This window comes from Actinokineospora auranticolor (assembly GCF_002934265.1).
GTDB classification, from domain to species: Bacteria; Actinomycetota; Actinomycetes; order Mycobacteriales; family Pseudonocardiaceae; genus Actinokineospora; species Actinokineospora auranticolor.
The window spans coordinates 1-17,417 of the sequence record NZ_PTIX01000046.1 but is presented as its reverse complement, the minus strand read 5'-3'; the positions used below and the strand labels follow the sequence as shown (position 1 = coordinate 17,417).

Annotated in this window: 16 protein-coding genes and 1 pseudogene; 4 read left to right on the top strand and 13 right to left on the bottom strand. The window is 72.2% G+C overall.

Going from position 1 to position 17,417, the window contains the following annotated elements; all coding sequences use genetic code 11:
- Positions 1-195: 195 nt before the first annotated feature.
- Positions 196-669 (top strand): cation:proton antiporter regulatory subunit, encoded by a 474-nt coding sequence (locus CLV40_RS36505; RefSeq protein WP_104483613.1) that lies wholly within the window; start codon positions 196-198, stop codon positions 667-669.
- Between the two features lie 18 nt (positions 670-687).
- The gene (locus tag CLV40_RS36500) at positions 688-1,854 is read left to right on the top strand and encodes a cation:proton antiporter (protein WP_104483610.1); all 1,167 of its coding nucleotides are present in this window, start codon (positions 688-690) and stop codon (positions 1,852-1,854) included.
- Here the strand turns inward: CLV40_RS36500 and CLV40_RS36495 are convergent.
- Entirely contained in the window at positions 1,851-3,011 is a 1,161-nt protein-coding gene (locus tag CLV40_RS36495) for a DUF1015 family protein (RefSeq protein WP_104483609.1), read from the bottom strand. The two genes, CLV40_RS36500 and CLV40_RS36495, sit on opposite strands and share 4 nt — an antisense overlap.
- On the opposite strand from CLV40_RS36495, the pseudogene CLV40_RS40160 reads away from it, so the two are divergent.
- Positions 2,922-3,680: pseudogene (locus CLV40_RS40160) on the top strand (NB-ARC domain-containing protein); the annotation flags it as partial. The gene CLV40_RS36495 and the pseudogene CLV40_RS40160 overlap by 90 nt on opposite strands.
- A 277-nt stretch (positions 3,681-3,957) precedes the next feature.
- Positions 3,958-5,178, top strand: a complete 1,221-nt coding sequence (locus tag CLV40_RS40155) for a tetratricopeptide repeat protein (RefSeq protein WP_245931822.1) — start codon at positions 3,958-3,960, stop codon at positions 5,176-5,178.
- Here CLV40_RS40155 and CLV40_RS36485 read toward each other — a convergent pair.
- From CLV40_RS36485 to steA, 12 genes are all read right to left on the bottom strand, one after another.
- Positions 5,157-5,894 (bottom strand): pseudouridine synthase, encoded by a 738-nt coding sequence (locus CLV40_RS36485; protein ID WP_104483608.1) that lies wholly within the window; start codon positions 5,892-5,894, stop codon positions 5,157-5,159. The genes CLV40_RS40155 and CLV40_RS36485 overlap by 22 nt on opposite strands.
- Complete coding sequence (gene scpB / locus CLV40_RS36480) at positions 5,884-6,702, bottom strand: SMC-Scp complex subunit ScpB (RefSeq protein WP_104483607.1); 819 nt, start codon at positions 6,700-6,702, stop codon at positions 5,884-5,886. Before scpB ends, CLV40_RS36485 begins: the two co-directional genes overlap by 11 nt.
- Positions 6,703-7,094: 392 nt before the next feature.
- Entirely contained in the window at positions 7,095-7,919 is an 825-nt protein-coding gene (locus CLV40_RS36475) for a segregation and condensation protein A (protein ID WP_104483606.1), read from the bottom strand.
- Positions 7,916-8,233 (bottom strand): hypothetical protein, encoded by a 318-nt coding sequence (locus tag CLV40_RS36470; protein WP_245931823.1) that lies wholly within the window; start codon positions 8,231-8,233, stop codon positions 7,916-7,918. Before CLV40_RS36470 ends, CLV40_RS36475 begins: the two co-directional genes overlap by 4 nt.
- Positions 8,167-9,090, bottom strand: coding sequence for a ParA family protein (locus tag CLV40_RS36465; protein ID WP_104483604.1), 924 nt, complete (start codon positions 9,088-9,090; stop codon positions 8,167-8,169). The genes CLV40_RS36470 and CLV40_RS36465 overlap by 67 nt, the downstream gene beginning before the upstream one ends.
- A gap of 112 nt (positions 9,091-9,202) precedes the next feature.
- Positions 9,203-9,517 (bottom strand): ArsR/SmtB family transcription factor, encoded by a 315-nt coding sequence (locus tag CLV40_RS36460; protein ID WP_104483603.1) that lies wholly within the window; start codon positions 9,515-9,517, stop codon positions 9,203-9,205.
- Positions 9,518-9,604: 87 nt separating this feature from the next.
- A complete protein-coding gene (gene xerD / locus CLV40_RS36455; RefSeq protein ID WP_104483602.1) occupies positions 9,605-10,537 on the bottom strand; it encodes a site-specific tyrosine recombinase XerD in 933 nt (310 codons plus the stop codon).
- A 74-nt stretch (positions 10,538-10,611) separates the two neighbouring features.
- Positions 10,612-11,226 carry an NUDIX domain-containing protein gene (locus CLV40_RS36450; protein ID WP_245931821.1) on the bottom strand — a complete coding sequence of 205 codons (615 nt, stop codon included), beginning with the start codon at positions 11,224-11,226 and terminating at the stop codon, positions 10,612-10,614.
- Positions 11,223-12,920, bottom strand: a complete 1,698-nt coding sequence (locus CLV40_RS36445; RefSeq protein ID WP_104483601.1) for a CTP synthase — start codon at positions 12,918-12,920, stop codon at positions 11,223-11,225. Before CLV40_RS36445 ends, CLV40_RS36450 begins: the two co-directional genes overlap by 4 nt.
- Before the next feature lie 222 nt (positions 12,921-13,142).
- Positions 13,143-13,814, bottom strand: coding sequence for a hypothetical protein (locus CLV40_RS36440; protein WP_245931820.1), 672 nt, complete (start codon positions 13,812-13,814; stop codon positions 13,143-13,145).
- A gap of 1,036 nt (positions 13,815-14,850) precedes the next feature.
- On the bottom strand, positions 14,851-15,792 hold the full coding sequence (locus tag CLV40_RS36435; protein ID WP_104483600.1) for a copper transporter: 942 nt from the start codon (positions 15,790-15,792) through the stop codon (positions 14,851-14,853).
- Positions 15,789-16,973, bottom strand: coding sequence for a putative cytokinetic ring protein SteA (gene steA, locus CLV40_RS36430; protein WP_104483599.1), 1,185 nt, complete (start codon positions 16,971-16,973; stop codon positions 15,789-15,791). Before steA ends, CLV40_RS36435 begins: the two co-directional genes overlap by 4 nt.
- Positions 16,974-17,417 lie beyond the last annotated feature (444 nt).

The following is a 17,417-nucleotide window of genomic DNA, read 5'->3' as shown; positions in this document are numbered from 1 at the left end:
ATCCACACCGAACCCGGAGGCCCTCCCTCATTTCAAGATCATCCGATCACGTGTCGGACCGTTCGCAACGTCTCGGGTCAGTACACCTAGCCGCGACGAACCCGGCGACCCCCGCGTCGTCCTCCATGGCGACCTCCAACGCCCACGCTAACCCGGCCGGGACAACCGGACACTTCGCCTTGTTACCGTGGTGTGGTGAACGTCGAGGTGACTCCACTACCGGGCATAGGGACCCGGCAGGACTTCCTGGCCAAGTCCGGCCGCCGGATAGGGGTGGTGAACCACCGCGACGGGCACTTCGAGCTGATCGTGTCCAAGCGGGACGACCCCGATTCCTGCGTGGCGTCCATCCCGCTGACCGTCGAGGAGTCCGCCGCGCTGGCGAATTTACTGGGCGCGCCCAACCTCGTCGCCCAGCTCCAGGAGCAGGCGGCCGGGGTGCACACCCGGCAGCTGCCGGTGGTGCCGGGGTCGCCGTTCGACGGGCGGACCCTGGGTGACACGGCCCTGCGCACCCGGACCGGGGTGTCGGTGGTCGCGGTCGTGCGGGCGGGGTCGATCCACCCGTCACCGCGGCCGGACTTCGCCCTCGGTGGGGGCGACATGCTCATCACGGTCGGTACCCCCGACGGCCTCGCGCGGGCTTCGGACGTGCTCGACCGCGGCTGATCGACGGGAAAACGTCTTTTGCACGGTTCCGCCATCTCCCTCATCGAGCTGGGCGCTGTCTTCTTCGGCCTCGGCCTGCTCGGCCGTCTCGCGTGGCGCATCGGGCTGTCCCCGATCCCGCTGTACCTGATCGGCGGCTTGGCCTTCGGCGCGGGTGGGCTGGTCCCGCTGGAGGGCATCGAGGGGTTCACCGAGCTCGCGGGCGAGATCGGGGTGGTGCTCCTGCTGCTGCTCCTGGGCCTGGAGTACTCCGCCGCCGAACTCGTCACCGGCCTGCGCCGTTCGTGGGTCGCGGGCCTGGTCGACATCGTCCTCAACGCGCTGCCCGGGGCGGCCGTCGCGCTGGTGCTCGGCTGGGGGCCGATCGGCGCGCTGGCGATGGCGGGCGTCACCTACATCTCGTCGTCGGGCATCGTCGCGAAGGTGCTCGGCGACCTGGGCAGGCTGGGCAACCGGGAAACCCCGGTGGTCCTGTCGATCCTGGTGTTCGAGGACCTCGCGATGGCCGTCTACCTGCCGATCCTCACCGGCCTGCTGGGCGGGGCGACGCTCGCGGGCGGGCTGACCGCGGTCGGCGTGTCGCTGATCGCGATCACGGTCGTGCTGGTCATCGCGCTGAAGTTCGGCCGGTACGTATCGATGCTCGTCGACAGCCCGGAACCCGAGGTCTTCCTGCTGCGCGTGCTCGGCGCGGCGCTGCTGGTCGCGGGCGTGGCGTCGCAGCTGCAGGTCTCCGCCGCGGTCGGCGCGTTCCTGCTGGGCATCGCCATCTCCGGGTCGACGGCGGAGAACGCCACCAAGCTGCTGGAGCCGCTGCGCGACCTGTTCGCCGCGGTGTTCTTCGTGGTGTTCGGCCTCAACACCGACCCGCGCTCCATCCCGCCCGTGCTCGGCTACGCCGTCGCGCTGGCCGTGGTCACCACGGTGACCAAGATCGCCACCGGCTGGTTCGCCGCGTCCCGGCAGGGCATCGCGAGGATGGGCCGGGCCCGCGCGGGCGCGGCGCTGGTCGCGCGCGGCGAGTTCTCCATCGTCATCGCGGGCCTGGCGGTCAGCGCGGGTGTGGTGGACGAGCGGCTCGCCGCGTTGGCCACCGCGTACGTGCTGCTGATGGCCATCCTCGGCCCGGTCGCCGCCCGCGTAGTGGAGCCGGTGGCGCGGTCGTTGAGCCGTACTCCCGCTTAGAGATCGGCGAGCAAGAGACCACTACGGGGCTTTGGCGTGAAATAGGTGCTCTTACGCGGCATACGCCCACCGGCCGCGTGCACGGCGAGAACGTCGGACAGCGGCACCGGTGCGAGCATGAGCAGCGCGTCGAAATCCGGCCCCGGGTCGCGACCGTCGGGCAACGGGCGCACCTTCGGGCTCTCCGGATCGATGCCCAGCGCGTCACGCAGCAGCAGCGTCTCGACAACACCGTGGTCGATCGCCCGCGACGACGCGAGGTGCACGACCAGGGTCTTGGTCGGCGTGCGCACCAGGACGGTGCCCGGTGCGGACGGCGGGGTCCCGGGCTCGTCGACCTCGCGGACGTCCAGCCCCCGCGCGCGCCAGGCGTCGGCCATGGCCGTGGCGTCGAGGCCGGTGCCGGTGAGGACCCGGTGGAAGGCACCGATGCGCAGCCCGGGCCCGGCCGTGACCAGCGCGAGCATGCCGCTCAACTCGGCCGCCGCCGCCGCGGCGACCCGGTGGTTCCCATCCGCGATCAACAGCGGCTGCGCGCCGACCACGGTCATCACCGCGTCCCGGATGGGACCGGGCCCCAGCAGCCAGAGCTGGTGACGGCGCCCACCCGTGTCCACCGTCGCCGCGACGGGCGGCCCGGCGGCGGCGATGGCCTGCTCGACGGTCGCGGTGAGGACGTCCCCTTCGGACACCGGGACGAGCAGGGCGGCGCTGGTGAGGCAGCCGAGCCCGGTGAGCACCATGGCGCGCTCGGCCACCACCTCGGGGTAGACCTGTTCGCTGTGCCGCACCCACGACTCGCCGTCCGCCCCGACCGCGGCCGGGTCGACCAGGCACAAGACCCCCGTCGCGGACCCGTCGGGCCCATCGACCCTATAGGGCGCCACGACGTCGGTGACCGGCCTATAGGCGGTCCGCTCAAGCCCCCGCAACGTCCGCCGAGCCTCGGGCAGAGCGTCCAACAACCCCTTCCCGGCCGCCAACGCCGCAGGCGTCCGATGCGGGTGCTGCACAGCGAGCAAAGTCCCCTCGGCCGCCCCAGGCCGCGCCAACGCCCCCACAACCCGATGCGCGTCGGCGAACTCGTCGACGTCCGGCCCGGGCACCTCGCTCCGGACCACCCACCCCCGCCTGATCGGCCGGATCCACTCGCTCATGGAGGTCATCCTGCCCCCTGGGTGATCACCGGGCACGCACAAGCGGATACCGGACGGCGGGAGCACCCGGTACCGTCGATGTCCCGAGTCGGCGGGGGTGCGCGATGGCGGACCAGCAGGACGGCACGCGCAACACCGTCATCTCGGCCACGAACGTCGTCCAAGCACACGATCCACGGCGATATCCACCTCCCACCGCACCGCCCGGTGCCACGCCAGCTGCCACCGGTACCGCGCGGCTTCGTCGGACGGGTCGCGCACCTGGCCACCCTCGACTCGGCGGCCGCGCCGATCTCGGTGATCAGCGGGACCGGGGGAATCGGCAAGACCTGGCTCGCCCTGACCTGGGCACACCACAACGCGCACCGATTCCCCGACGGCCACCTGTTCGTCGACCTCCGCGGCTTCAGCCCGACCGGCCGACCGGCGCGCCCCACCGACGTGCTCGCCGGTTTCCTCGACGCGCTGGGCGTCGACCGCCCGCCCACCGACCAGGACCGCCGCACCGAGCTGTACCGCAGCCTGGTCGCGGACAAGCGGGTGCTGGTGGTGCTGGACAACGCCGCCACGGCGGACCAGGTCACCCCGTTGCTCCCCGGCGGTGGCCGGTGCGCCGTGCTGGTCACCAGCCGCGACCCCCTCCACGACCTCGTCGCCCGCCACGGCGCCCAGCCGGTGCGCTTGGACGTCCTCACCGACGCCGAGGCCCACCACCTGCTCACCACCGCCCTCGGCCCCTCCGACGAGCGCGCCGTGGCGGGGTTGGTCAGCCTGTGCGGCGGCTTCCCACTGGCCCTGGGGATTACCGCCGCCCGCGCCGCTGCGGGACAGCGTCGCCGAACTGCGCGCCCTCGGCCTGGCCGCCTTGGACTCCGAGGCGCCCAACTCGGGCCTGTCCACGGTGCTGTCCTAGTCTCTGCACCGCCTCACCGATCGCAGGCGGCTGGTGTTCGCGCTGTTGGGGATAGCCCCGGGTTCGGACACCGGCACGGCCGCCGTCGCCCGCCTGACCGGCTTACCCGAGCGGGAAGCGCGCGCGGCACTGCGCGCCCTGACCGAGGTGTCGTTGGTCAACCGCGTCCCCGGCAACCGCCACGGGATGCACGACCTGATCCGCGCCTACGCCATGACCATCGCCGACGACCTCCCGGCGGACATCCGCGACGCCGCGGTGCGGAGAGTCGTCGACTTCTACACCCACACCGCGCACGCCGCCGCCCTGCGCCTGGATCCCCACCACGACCTCCCGCGCCCGGATCCACCCGTGCCCGGCGCCGACCCCCAGCCGGTGCCCGACGCCGCGGCCGCCTGGGCCTGGTTCGACGCCGAGTGCACCTGCCTGCTCGCGGCACAGCACACCGCGGCCACCCGCACCTGGTACCCCGCTGTCTGGCACCTCGCGTGGGGCCTCTACACCTACCAGTACCGGCGCGGGCACCGGCACGACCGGCTGGTCACGTGGCAGCTCGCCACCGACGCCGCCGCCCACCTGCCCGACCCGGCCGCCCCTCCGCGCGCCCACCGGTTCCTCGGGCTCGCCCACGCCGAACTGGGCGACCACGACGGCGCGATCGCCCACCTGCACCAGGCGCTCGCCTTGGCCGAGCAGCTCGGCGACGCCACCCAGCAGGCCCGCACGCAGCGGGCGCTCGCGCGGGCCTGGGGGCAGCGGGGGGACGACCAACGCGCGCTGGAGCACGCCGTCCACGCCCTGGGCCGGTACCGGAGCCTCGGTCAGCCGGGTTGGGTGGCCGACGCGCTCAACGCGGTCGGTTGGTGCGAGGACCGCTTGGGGCACTACGACGCGGGCGGCGAGCACTGCCGTGCGGCCCTCACCCTGTACCAGCGGCACGACAACCCGGACGGCGAAGCGGCAGCCCACGACAGCCTCGGGTGGATCGAGCACCACCGGGGCCACCACCACGAGGCCGTCGACCACTACCGCCGGGCCCTCGCGATGTTCCGGGACCTGGGCAACAGCCACGAGGTCGCCGACAGCCTCGACGGTCTCGGCCACCCGTACGCCGCGTTGGGGCGGCACGAGCAGTCGCGGACGGTGTGGCTCCAGGCGCTGGCCCTGTACCGGGAGCAAGGCCGCGGCGACGACGCCGACCGGGTGCTGCGGCAGCTCGACGAACTACCGCCTCAGAGCCCCACGGCCGAGTAGAGCCCCCCGACCTCCGGCCGGTTCAGCGCCCGCAGCGAGCCGGGGCGCTGGTTGCCCAGCCGCACGTCGGCGATCTGGGTGCGGACCAGGCTCAGCACCGGGTAGCCGACCTCGTCGAGCAGGCGGCGGACGATGTGCTTGCGGCCCTCGTGGATGATGACCTCCACCAGGGCCTTCCCGCCGTACGAGTCGACCAGGCGGAAGGAGTCCACGCGGGCCGGGCCGTCCTCCAACTCGACGCCCTGGCGCAGGCGCTTGCCCACGTCGCGGGCCACCGGGCCGGGGACCTCGGCCAGGTACGTCTTCATCACCTTGTACGACGGGTGCATCAGCCGGTGGGCCAGGTCGCCGTCGTTGGTGAACAGCAGCAGGCCCTCGGTCTCGGCGTCGAGCCTGCCGACGTGGAACAGGCGTTCGCCGCGGTCGCGCAGGTAGTCGCCGACGCAGGGGCGACCGCGGTCGTCCTCCATCGTGCTGTGCACGCCGCGCGGCTTGTTCAGCGCCAGGTACAGCCGGTCCTCGCGCACCACGACCCGCACGCCGTCGACGTGGATGACCACGTTCTCCGGGTCCACGCGCTTGCCCTGCTCGCGCACGACCTGGCCGTCGACGCTGACCCGGCCCTGGTCGATCAGGTCCTCGGCGGCCCGCCGCGAGGCGACCCCGGCGTTGGAGAGGACCTTCTGCAGCCGGATGCCCTCCGGGCTACTTGACATCGTCGATCGCATCCACTTCTGGCAGCAACGGCGCGATCGGTGGCAGGTCCTCCAGCGAGGCCAGCCCCAACCGCTCCAGGAACAACTCGGTCGTCCGGTACAGGATCCCACCTGTCTCCGGGTCGGTGCCGGTCTCCTCGATCAGCCCGCGCACCACGAGGGTGCGGATGACGCCGTCGACGTTGACCCCGCGCACCGCCGCCACCCGCGACCGGGTGACCGGTTGACGGTAGGCGATGACGGCCAGGGTCTCCAAAGCGGCCCGGGTCAGCTTGGCCCGCTGGCCGTCGAGCAGTAGCTTCTCCACCACGGGCGCGTACTTGTCGCGGGTGAAGAACCGCCACCCCTCCCCCACGCGCCGCAGGTCGATGCCGCTGCCCTGCTCGGTGTAGCGGGCGGAGATCCGCCGCAGCGCCTCACGCACCCGCCGGACCCCCTGGTCGACAGCGGTGGCCAGCACCTCCACCTCGGCAGGCGAGTCCACCACCAGCAGCAGCGACTCCAGCGCCGCGTCGAGGTCGGCGTCCTCGGTCAGGTCGGGGAACGCGGACGCGCCGACCGCGACGAGGTCACCCTCCGGTTCAGCACCCGACGCGGCCTCCTCGGCCCCGGCCGAGTCACCACTCGCTCCGGCCTCCGCAGCACCGCCGGCACCGTCCAGGTCGGCATCCGCCGCGACAGACACCGGGCCCCCAGCCTCGGCACCAGGATCCGCCGCCGAGCCATCGGCACCGTCCGCCGCGACAGTCGTCGGGTCCTCTGCCCCAGCGCCGTCGACCTCGGCACCAAGACCTGCCACGCCACTCATCGAGACACCAGCACCTACCGACTCGCCATCCACCAAGGCACTCCCCGGCTCAGCGCCCACCGGGTCCTCGGGCCCAGCGCTCGCGACACCACTCGCAGAGTCACCGGCACCGTCCGGCTCGGCATCCACCGACGCAGCGCTCGCCGCACCCCCAGCAGCCGCCGAGCTACCGCCGTCCGGCCCCGCGTCGACCACCGACCCGCCGGCGGCGTCCGCGCCCTGGTCACCCGTGTCCGCGGCCGGGGACGGCGCGGGCTCGCCCGCCGTCTCCGGTTCCGTCTGTTCCAGGTCCCCGGCCGCCATCGAGTTTCCCTCTCCGAGAAGTACGCAGTTCGCGATGCACCGCACACGATCGCAGACCGGCGAACCACCGCCCGGCCTGCCCCGGCAACTCAGCCGTAGTCCTCGTCGCCCGCGTCGACCGGCGCGGCGGCCACCTCCGACAGCGCGCCGCCCGTCCACTCCACGCGCAGCTCGCCCAGCGGTTCGGCCTGTTCGAACAGGACCGTCGCCTCCCGGTACAGCTCCAGCAGGGCCAGGAACCGGGCGACGACCTCGATCGTGTGCTCGCAGTCGGCGACCAGGTCGCCGAAGGTGGCCGTGCCCAGTTCCGCCAGCCGGGCCCGCAGGATGGCGGCCGTCTCGCGGACCGACACCCGGCCCATGTGCAGGTGGTCGATCGACACCGTCGGCGGCGGCTTGGGCCGGAACACGGCCGCCGCGATCTGGGCGAAGCGGGCCGGGTCGACGCCGAGCATGACCTCCGGCAGCAGCTCCTGGTACCGGTCCTCCAGCGCCACCGAGCGCGGGTAGCGCCGCAGCGCGCCCGCCTCCAGCTCGCCGAACAGCGCCGCCACCTGCTTGTACGCCCGGTACTGCAGCAACCGGGCGAAGAGCAGGTCGCGGGCCTCCAGCAGCGCCAGGTCCTCCTCGTCCTCCACGTCGCCCGCAGGCAGCAGCCGGGCCGCCTTCAGGTCCAGCAGGGTCGCGGCGACCACCAGGAACTCGGTGGTCTCGTCGAGGTCCCAGTCGTCGCCGAGGGACTTGATGTGCGCGATGAAATCGTCGGTGACCCGGTGCAGCGCCACCTCGGTGACGTCCATCTGGTGCTGCGAGATCAGCTGCAGCAGCAGGTCGAACGGGCCCTCGAAGTTCGACAGCCGCACGGTGAACCGGCTCGGGCCGCCCTCCGGGGCGGCGGTGTCGGCCACGGTCACGACGCGCCGTCCTGGCGCAGCCTGCGCACCAGGACGGAGTCGGCGCCGTGCTCGGCGAGGTCGGCCAGCACCACCGCGATGGCCTCGCGCACCACGCGGCCGCGGTCGACGGCCACGCCGAACCCGGCGCGCAGCGTCAGCCGGGCCTGCTCCAGGGCGAGCAGTTCCTCGTCCGACACGTAGACCGTGATCTTCGAGCTGTGCTTCTGGCGGGGCGTGCCGCGGGGGACCGGGTCGAACAGCTGGGTCACCTGGCGATCACCTCGCGGGCGAGCTGGCGGTAGGCCTTGGCCCCCGCCGAGCGCGGCGCCCAGGTGGTGATGGGCTCCCCGGCGACGGTGGTCTCCGGGAAGCGCACGGTCCGGTTGATCACGGTGTCGAACACGGTCTCCTTGAACGCCTCGACCACGCGCGCCATCACCTCGCGGGAGTGCAGGGTGCGCGGGTCGAACATGGTGGCCAGGATGCCGGTGATCTCCAGCTTGGGGTTGAGCCGGTCCCGGACCTTGTCGATGGTGTCGATGAGCAGCGCGACCCCGCGCAGGCTGAAGAACTCGCACTCCAGCGGGATCAGCACGCCGTCGGCGGCGGCCAGGGCGTTGACGGTGAGCAGGCCGAGCGAGGGCTGGCAGTCGACCAAGATGTAGTCGTAGTCGTCGAGCACCGGGCGCAGGGTGCGCAGCAGCGAGTGCTCGCGGCCGACCTCGGACACCAGCTGCACCTCGGCCGCGGACAGGTCGATGTTGCTGGGCAGCAGGTCCATGTTGTCGACGCAGGTGCGGATGACGACGTCGCGGATGCCGACCGAGCGCTCGATGAGCACGTTGTAGATGGTCTGGTCCAGCGTGTGCGCGGGGATGCCCAGGCCGACCGACAGCGCGCCCTGCGGGTCGAAGTCGACCAGCAGCACGCGGCGGCCGAACTCGGTCAGCGCGGCGCCGAGGTTTATCGTCGACGTGGTCTTGCCGACGCCGCCCTTCTGGTTGCACATCGCCAGCACGCGCGCGGGGCCGTGGTGCTCGATCAGCGAGGGCTCGGGGATGTGCCGCTTGGGCCGCCCGGTGGGGCCGAGGCCCTGGCCGTTGACCTCCTCGTGCGCCTCGTCGTCGTCACTGGCCGCGCGCGGCGCGATGCTCAGCTCGACCGCACCCCCGTGGGGAAGTGTCGACATGGCGATCTAGCTCCTTGTCGCCTGCGAACCTGTCAAGCGCAGACTAAGCGGGTCACGTTTGTCTACCAACGCGGCTCGCCGCAAACGCTTCGACCGAGAAAAACGCGGGGGACTAGTTGTCGACCCGGACCACGGCGCCGAGAACGGAGTCGAGCAGACCGGGAAATCGAAGGTCCAGGTCGACGCGGCGCAGCGAGAGCCAGCGCTGGTTGCCGTCGCGGCGGGTGTGCGTGACGCCCGCCTGTCGCAGCACCCGCAGGTGCTGCGACAGGGTCGACTTGGCCACCGACACGTCGAGGGTGCCGCACGACAGCTCACCCGCGTCGGCCAGCTGCGTGATCACCGCCAGCCGGGTCGGGTCGCTCAGGGCGTGCAGCACCTCCGGCAGCGCCAGCGCGTCGGCACCCGGTTCATCCAGCTCACCCATCACCCACCTCCGGGCGACCAGCGTAGGCGACAGTCGGTCGCCAAATCACTTGACTCGGGAGTTTTCCTCGCCTAAGGACCCGATTTTCTACCCCAAGGCCCTGGGATGGGCGGTGGCGTAGACCTCGCGGAGGGTCGTGACGGTGACGAGCGTGTAGATCTGGGTGGTGGTCACCGAGGCGTGGCCCAGCAGTTCCTGCACGACCCGCACGTCCGCGCCACCTTCGAGCAGGTGCGTGGCGAAGGAGTGCCGCAGCGTGTGCGGCGACACCGGGACCCGGATCCCTGCCTGCTCGGCGGCGACCTTCAGGACGTTCCACGCGCTCTGCCGCGACAGCCTGCCGCCGCGCACGTTGAGGAACACCGCGGGCGTGCCGCGGCCGTTCGCCGCGAGCGCGGGCCGCGCGCGCACCAGGTAGGCGTCGACGGCCGCCAACGCGGGTCGCCCGATCGGGACGAGCCGCTGCTTGCCGCCCTTGCCGTCGAGCAGCACGGTCCGCTCCACGACGTCGATGTCGTCGAGGTCGAGCCCGACGGCCTCGGAGATGCGGGCACCGGTCGAGTAGAGGACTTCCAGCAGCGCCCGGTCGCGCAGCGTCCCCGGGCCTTCCCCGAGCGGGGTTTCCAGCAGCTTGAGCACGTCGTCGACCGGCAGCGCCTTCGGCAGCCTGCGCGGCGGTGTCGGCGGTTTCACCGCGCGGGCCACGTCGTGCTCGGTCAGCCCTTCCCGGACGGCGAACCGGTGCAGCCCGCGCACCGCGACCAGGGCGCGCGCCGCCGACGACGCGGCCAGCGGCGGGTGGTCGGCGCTGCCTTCCCGCAGCACGGCGAGGAACGCCGACACGTGCCGCTCCCCCACCTCGGTGAGGTCCCCGACGCCCGCGGCGGCCAGGTGGTCGAGGTAGCGCCGCAGGTCCCGGGTGTAGCCGTCGAGGGTGTTGGGCGAGGTTCCCCGTTCCACCGCGAGGTGGTCCAGGTAGGTGCGCACCACGGCGTCGACACCGCCCCCGCTCCGGCCCATGCCCGGGAGCCTAGGGGATCACCACGACACCGGTGACCGGACACCGCGCGGGTCCCGGTCACCGGTGTCGCGGGTCAGCTCCTGCGGTCGGCGAAGGCCGTCGGCCTGCCCGGCCACGGTGCGTCGGCCGGGCGGACGGTCGCGTTCGCCGCGGCGGCCGCGGCCAGCACGCCCGCGACGGCGGCGGCGTTGACGATCTCCCCCGCCAGCGCCATGCGCACCGCCTCGGCCAGCGGGACCCGGCTGGTGGTCAGGTCCGCCTCCTCCTCGCCCATCTCCACGCGTTCCACAGTGGACAGGCCGGTGGCCAGGTAGACCCGGACGGCCTCGTCGGTGAACCCGGGCGAGACGGCGAGGTCGACCAGCACCGACCAGTGCTCGGCGGCCAACCCCACCTCCTCGACCAGCTCGCGGCGGGCCGCCTCCAGCGGGTCCTCGTCGGCGTGGTCGATCAGCCCGGCGGGCAGCTCCCACAGCCGCGCCCCCACCGGGTGCCGGTACTGGTGGATCAGCACGAGGGAGCCGTCTTCGTCGACCGCCGCGACGGCGACCGCGCCCAGGTGCTCGACGACCTCGCGGTCCGCCGTGCCGCCGCCGGGCATGCTGACCTCGTCGAGGCGCAGGGCCAGGATCCGGCCCACGTGGATGTCGCGGGTGGACACCACCTCGAAGCTGTGCCGCTCGGTCACGCCTGCACCGCCACGGGCTCGTCGAGCTCGACGGGCAGCCGCTCGGCGCGCAGGTAGTCCACGGCCGCGCGGACGAACCCGGCGAACAGCGGGTGCGGGCGGGTCGGCCTGCTCTTGAGCTCCGGGTGCGCCTGGGTGCCGACGAAGAACGGGTGCACGTCCGCGGGCAGCTCGACGAACTCGACGAGCCTGTTGTCCGGGGAGGTGCCGGAGAACACCACGCCCGCCTTGGTGAGCCGGTCGCGGTAGGCGTTGTTGACCTCGTAGCGGTGCCGGTGGCGCTCGGTGACGTGCCGGTCGCCGTAGACGCCCGCGACGACCGAGCCCGCGGCCAGGGTCGCCGGGTAGGAGCCCAGGCGCATGGTGCCGCCCATGTCGCGCTCGCCCGCGACCACGTCCTGCTGGTCGGCCATGGTGGAGATCACCGGGTCGACGGTGGTGTCGTCGAACTCGGCGGACCCCGCGCCGGTGATGCCCGCGAGGTTGCGCGCGGTCTCGATGACCATGCACTGCAGGCCCAGGCACAGCCCCAGCAGGGGGACGCGGTTCACCCGGGCGTGGGTGATGGCGCCGATCTTGCCCTCGATGCCGCGCACGCCGAACCCGCCGGGGACCAGCACACCGTCCACGCCGGACAGCGCGGCGGCCGCGGCGGACGGGGTCTCGCAGCTGTCCGACGGCACCCAGACGACCTCGACCTTGGCCTGGTTGGCGAACCCGCCCGCGCGCAGCGCCTCGGTGACCGACAGGTAGGCGTCGGGCAGGTCGACGTACTTGCCGACCAGCGCGATGCGCACCGTTTCCTTGGGGCTGTGCACCCGGTCCAGCAGCTTGCCCCACACCGTCCAGTCGACGTCGCGGAAGGGCAGGCCGAGCCTGCGCACCACGTAGGCGTCGAGGCCCTCGCCGTGCAGGACCTTGGGGATGTCGTAGATGGACGGCGCGTCCGGGGCGGCGACCACGGCCTCGGTGTCCACATCGCACATCAGCGCGATCTTGCGCTTGAGCCCGTCGGGGATCTCGCGATCGGCGCGGCAGACGATGGCGTCCGGCTGGATGCCGATGTTGCGCAGCGCGGCCACCGAGTGCTGGGTGGGCTTGGTCTTGAGCTCACCGGAGGGCGCCAGGTAGGGCACGAGCGAGACGTGCAGGAAGAACACGTTGTCGCGGCCCACGTCGTGGCGCACCTGGCGGGCGGCCTCCAGGAACGGCAGCGACTCGATGTCGCCGACGGTGCCGCCCACCTCGGTGATGACCACGTCCGGGGCCCGGCCGACGTCGTCCGGCTCGGCCATGGCCCGGATCCGGGCCTTGATCTCGTCGGTGATGTGCGGGATCACCTGGACGGTGTCGCCGAGGTACTCGCCGCGGCGCTCCTTGGCGATGACCGCGGAGTAGACCTGACCGGTCGTCACGTTCGCGCTACCGGACAGGCTCCGGTCCAGGAAGCGCTCGTAGTGGCCGATGTCGAGGTCGGTTTCGGCGCCGTCCTCGGTCACGAAGACCTCGCCGTGCTGGAACGGGTTCATCGTCCCGGGGTCGACGTTGAGGTACGGGTCCAACTTCTGCATCGTGACCCGCAGGCCACGGGCTGTGAGGAGCTGGCCAAGACTGGAGGCGGTGAGCCCCTTGCCCAGAGAGGAGGCGACCCCTCCGGTGACGAAGACGTGCTTGGTCGTCCGAGCGTGCTGCACCAACGAGTCTCCCGTGGTCGAAAATCGCGCTGTCGGCGGCGGAAACACCGCACCGGTCCACGGGGTTCCATCCTAACACCAGACCCGGGCGGGCGAACCCGCCCCGCCCCCGGCGCGCGGCCCCGCCGTGTCAGGTCGCGGACACGGCGGGGCCGGTGAATCACTACCGGGTCACGGCGCCGTCACCGACGGGTCACCTCGGTACCGGGTGTGGCCGTGCGGTCACGGCGTGGGCGAGCAGGCCGTCGAGCCCACGACGACCTCGCCGGTGATGCCCGAGGCGGGCAGGAAGCGGATGTGGGCGATGTTGAGGGTGATGCTGCCGTCGTTCGGCTCGGGGAAGTCCACCTCGTTAAAGGTGATCGTGGCGAGGCTGACGCCGACCAGGCTCTTGAGCTGCACGACGTAGTCGTTCGGCAGCGGGTTGGGCAGCGTGCCGACGCCGGAGATGTTGGCGAAGGACCACCCGGCCGTGGTGCCGTCGTTGTCGGCGGTGCAGGTGGCCCGGTAGGCGCCGATCTTGACCCGCGGACCGCCGAGCAGGACCAGGGCGGACAGCTCGAAGGAGGAGCCGTTGGTCTCCGACTTGGTCCGGGTGAGACTCTGCTGCGGGTCAATGACCGTGGTGGTGCACTTCGACTGGGCCGCACCGAAGCGGACACCGTTCGCCGAGATCAGGTTCGAGCTGGCCGAGGTGGGTCCCTCGACGCGGCACTGCGCGATCGGCGCGATGGTCACCGGACCGCCGCTGTTGTAGCTGGCCGACCCCGCGTTCGCGAGCCCGGCGGACGTGAGCGCGAGCGCGGGCGTGGCCCCCGCGACGAGCGCCACCGCCGCCGTGACGGCGGAGACCGCCGTGGTGAGCGCGACCCGAGATCTCTTGTAGTGGCCCATCTTCACTCCCTTTGCCTCCCAGGCGGAAACGGACTTCCACCACGGGCGACATCGGTTCCGACGGTCCGAAAATGAGCAAGCACCACCCCCGCCCACCTGACCGTGCAGCAGTTTCCCCCATCCGTGGCAACACACCCCGACAGAGGGCTACCCCATCACCCGAACGACGGTCGCTGGACCCCCGCACGCCACACTCTCGGTAACGCGAAAGGGTTTCGCCCCACCCGCACCTCGCTGCGGCGCGGAAACCACCCCGGAACCACATCGCCCCAACGCCCCCAAGGGGTCCCCCGCCAAGGGGAACCCCTTGTTTTGATCCTATTCGAGGATGGCGGGCAGATGGCGGGCCAAGACCGCTCCTGTGGACAACTTCGACATATGTGGAGCGATAGCGAAACCGCGCCCTAGAGCAAGATCGAAAAGGGTGAGCGACAGGGTGGGGCGAAGAGCCGCATGGCCGGCCGACACCAGCGGACTGCCGCGCGGCGAACCGAACCAGCATGAGGGGAACGGCGGCCAGTTGGTCACCAACCAGGCCTACAGACCGAGAGCGGCGGCGGGCAACGGCGTAGCCGAACGCGCCCCGCGGACTCGGTCGCGTCGGCCAACCGGAAGGCCTCAACCGAAGAGGCGAGCCGTCAACGGGCGCAGCCGGGCGGCCCCATGCCCAACGGACCGGAGCGGTAGTCGGCCAAGCAGCGGAACGCCGCGACGCCACTGGGAGCGGCGGAGTCGGCTAGGCAGCAAACCGCGGGCGGTCCGATGCCGGTCGGCGAGCGGGCGAGCAGTCGAACGCAACCGGCGGCGTCCGGCCGGACGGCGAGGCCGGGGACGGCGGCCGATGCCGGCGACCCCAGGGCAGCAGCGGGCGTGGCGACAAACCCTGGAGCGAGAGCGGACGCCGGACCGCGTCGATGTCGGCAACGCACGACCGGCACCGCGTCCACCTCCACGGCAGGCAGCACCGCCGCCAACACGCCGCCCTCGACGACCCGGCCCAGCGCGAAGTCCGTGAACCCCCAGCGGAACGAGAGCGTCAGCCGGTGGGTGGGCCGGGGGCGGCGGCCTGGGCGTTGCCGCCGCTGCCGTAGCGACCCGACTTCTCCGCCAACTGCTCCGCCAACGCCAACACCGCGACCACCCGACCGGCGGGCACGTCCACATTGTCCACAGTGGACAAAATAGCGGTCGCGGCCGTGTCGGCCCGGACCACGCCCACCGCCCCCGTACCCGCCGCCGACCCGGCGCCGCCCGCGAGCACGGTGCCCGCGCCCGAGCGGTCGACCTGGGTGGCGAAGCGGGCGATGGTGGCGGCCTGGTCGCCCGCGCCCTGACCGGTGCTGGCGCCGCCGGTCAGCACGACGGCCAGCTGGGCGGGTTTGAGGTCCGCGCCCACCTTGACGAAACCGCCCTCGGACAGGCCCGCGAGCGCGGCGGCGGACTCCTCCGGCGAGACCTGGGGCTTGTTGTCCGCCTTGGAGATCAGCAGGATCGGGCCGAGCAGGCCGCCCGCGAGGGTGCCCGGGTCGGTCGCCATCGGCAGCTGCACGCCCGCGGGCAGCAGCCGGGTGACGATGTCCTTGAGCTGGTCGGCGCGGGAGTTGTCGACGAAGGCGTCGGTGAGCTGCAACTCACCGGTGACCGACGCGCCCGCGGCGCCAATCACGCCCTTGACCGCGTCGCGGTCGGCGGGTCGGGCGTCGGCGGTGGTGATCAGCACGACGGTCCGCTTGTCCAGCACACCGCGCACCGCGAGCGGGCCGACGGTGGCCGCGAACGCGTCGGCGTCGCCGAGGCGGGCGGTGAGCGCGTTGCGCTCGGTCTCCAGGGAGGTGACCTGGGTGCCGAGGTCGGTGTTCTCGTCGTTGAGCCCCGAGAGCAGCGACCGGCTCAGCGTCGTCGAACCGAGCACGACCCCGACGGCCAGCGCGAGGAACACCGCGGCGATCGAGATGATGTGGTAGCGCAAGGAGATCACGAGAAGAGTCCCCCGATCCAGGAAACGCAGGCGCGCCAGGCGTCGGCGACCCACGAGCCGTAGGCGTCGCCGACGCCGGAGACCGCGACGGCGGCGGAGATGGTGACGGCGGCGGCCAGCACGAGCAGCACGACGGCCGACGCGGAGACCCGGCTGCGGTGCAGCGTCGCGACCGCCTTGCCGTCGACGAGCTTGCTGCCCAGCTTCAGCCGGGTGAGGAAGGTGGACGGGTTGGACCCGGAGCGGCCGCGGTCGAGGAACTCGCGCAACGTGGCCTGGAACCCGACGGTGACCACCAGGCTCGGTTCGTGCGAGTCGGCCAGCAGCAGCGCCAGGTCCTCGGAGTTCCCGGTCGACGCGAAGGTGACCGCGGTGATCCCCAGGTCCTGCACCCGCCCCAGGCCCGGGGCGTGGCCGTCGCCGTGCGCGGGCACCACGACCTGGGCGCCGCCGCGCAGGGTCTCGGTGGAGATGCCGTCGGGGTCGCCGACGATCACATCCGGCCGGTGCCCGGCGTCGCGCAGCGCGTCCGCGCCGGTGTCGACGCCGATGAGCACGGGCCGGTGCTCGCCGATGTAGTGGCGCAGCCTGCGCAGGTCGTCCACGTGGTCGGCACCGGGCGCCACGACCAGGACCTGCCTGCCGCGGATCGGCACCCCCAACTCCGGCACCCCGACCCCGTCGAGGACCATCGTGCGCTCGCGGCGCAGGAACTCGATGGTGTTGGCGGAGAACGCCTCCAGCTGCGCGGACATCCCCGCCTTGGCCTCGATGATCTGGTCGGCCACCGACTCCGGCGTCTGCTTGCTGCCCTTGGCGACCTCCTTGTCGCCGATGAACACCGACCCCTCGTGCAGCCGCACCCGGCTGCCGTCCTTGATCGCCCGCAGCGCCTCCTGCCCGACCCCGTCGATCAGCGGGATGCCGGAGTTGACCAGGATCTCCGGCCCCAGGTTCGGGAACCGCCCCGAAATCGACGGTGACGCGTTGACCACCCCCGCCACCCCCGCCTGCACGAGCGCGTACGCGGTGGCCCGGTCGAGGTCGAGTTGGTCGAGCACCGCGACGTCGCCGTGCGAGACCCGGCGCAGCAGGTCCGGGGTCCGCCGGTCGACCCGGGCGATCCCGGTGGTCCCGGGCTGCGGCGGCTGTGATCGGCTGAGCAAACCGGGGAGCTTCATGCGCCCGATAGTGACAAACCGACGAGCGCTAGTCCGTTTGCCACGCCGTGTTGGACCAAATGGCCCAATATCGATCTTGGGTCACGCCTCGGTCACGGCCCCCCACATACCCTGGAGTTGTCCACAGGCCAGCAGTAACGATTCCACCCGCTGGTCAACCCGCGATAGAATGGAAAATAGGGGTTCCCCTATTGCGGGGGACCCCTCGCGGGCGTTCGAGCGGCGGGCCGCGAGGCGAGGCAGGAGCCGCGCGGCGGGGCTAGGCGCAATGCCGGTCGGTTAGGTGGTTTCGGCTGGTCGGCGGCGGTGTCGGGTCGTGCTGGGCGGGGTGAGGGTGATGTTCGAGTGAGGTGGTCGGCTGTTTCGGAGTTGTTGTCGGTGTCGTGCGCGTTTGACCGGGAAGTTGCTCATTTTCCGTTTGATCACCCGCGGGTAGCTCCGGTG

Coding starts and splice junctions, on each gene's coding strand:
- CLV40_RS36440 (WP_245931820.1), bottom strand. CDS start 13,814: ATGGGCCACTACAAGAGATCTCGGGTCGCGCTCACCACGGCGGTCTCC.
- steA (WP_104483599.1), bottom strand. CDS start 16,973: ATGAAGCTCCCCGGTTTGCTCAGCCGATCACAGCCGCCGCAGCCCGGG.
- CLV40_RS36495 (WP_104483609.1), bottom strand. CDS start 3,011: ATGAGCGAGTGGATCCGGCCGATCAGGCGGGGGTGGGTGGTCCGGAGC.
- CLV40_RS36465 (WP_104483604.1), bottom strand. CDS start 9,090: ATGTCGACACTTCCCCACGGGGGTGCGGTCGAGCTGAGCATCGCGCCG.
- xerD (WP_104483602.1), bottom strand. CDS start 10,537: ATGGGCCGGAGCGGGGGCGGTGTCGACGCCGTGGTGCGCACCTACCTG.
- CLV40_RS36485 (WP_104483608.1), bottom strand. CDS start 5,894: ATGTCAAGTAGCCCGGAGGGCATCCGGCTGCAGAAGGTCCTCTCCAAC.
- CLV40_RS36460 (WP_104483603.1), bottom strand. CDS start 9,517: ATGGGTGAGCTGGATGAACCGGGTGCCGACGCGCTGGCGCTGCCGGAG.
- scpB (WP_104483607.1), bottom strand. CDS start 6,702: ATGAGTGGCGTGGCAGGTCTTGGTGCCGAGGTCGACGGCGCTGGGGCA.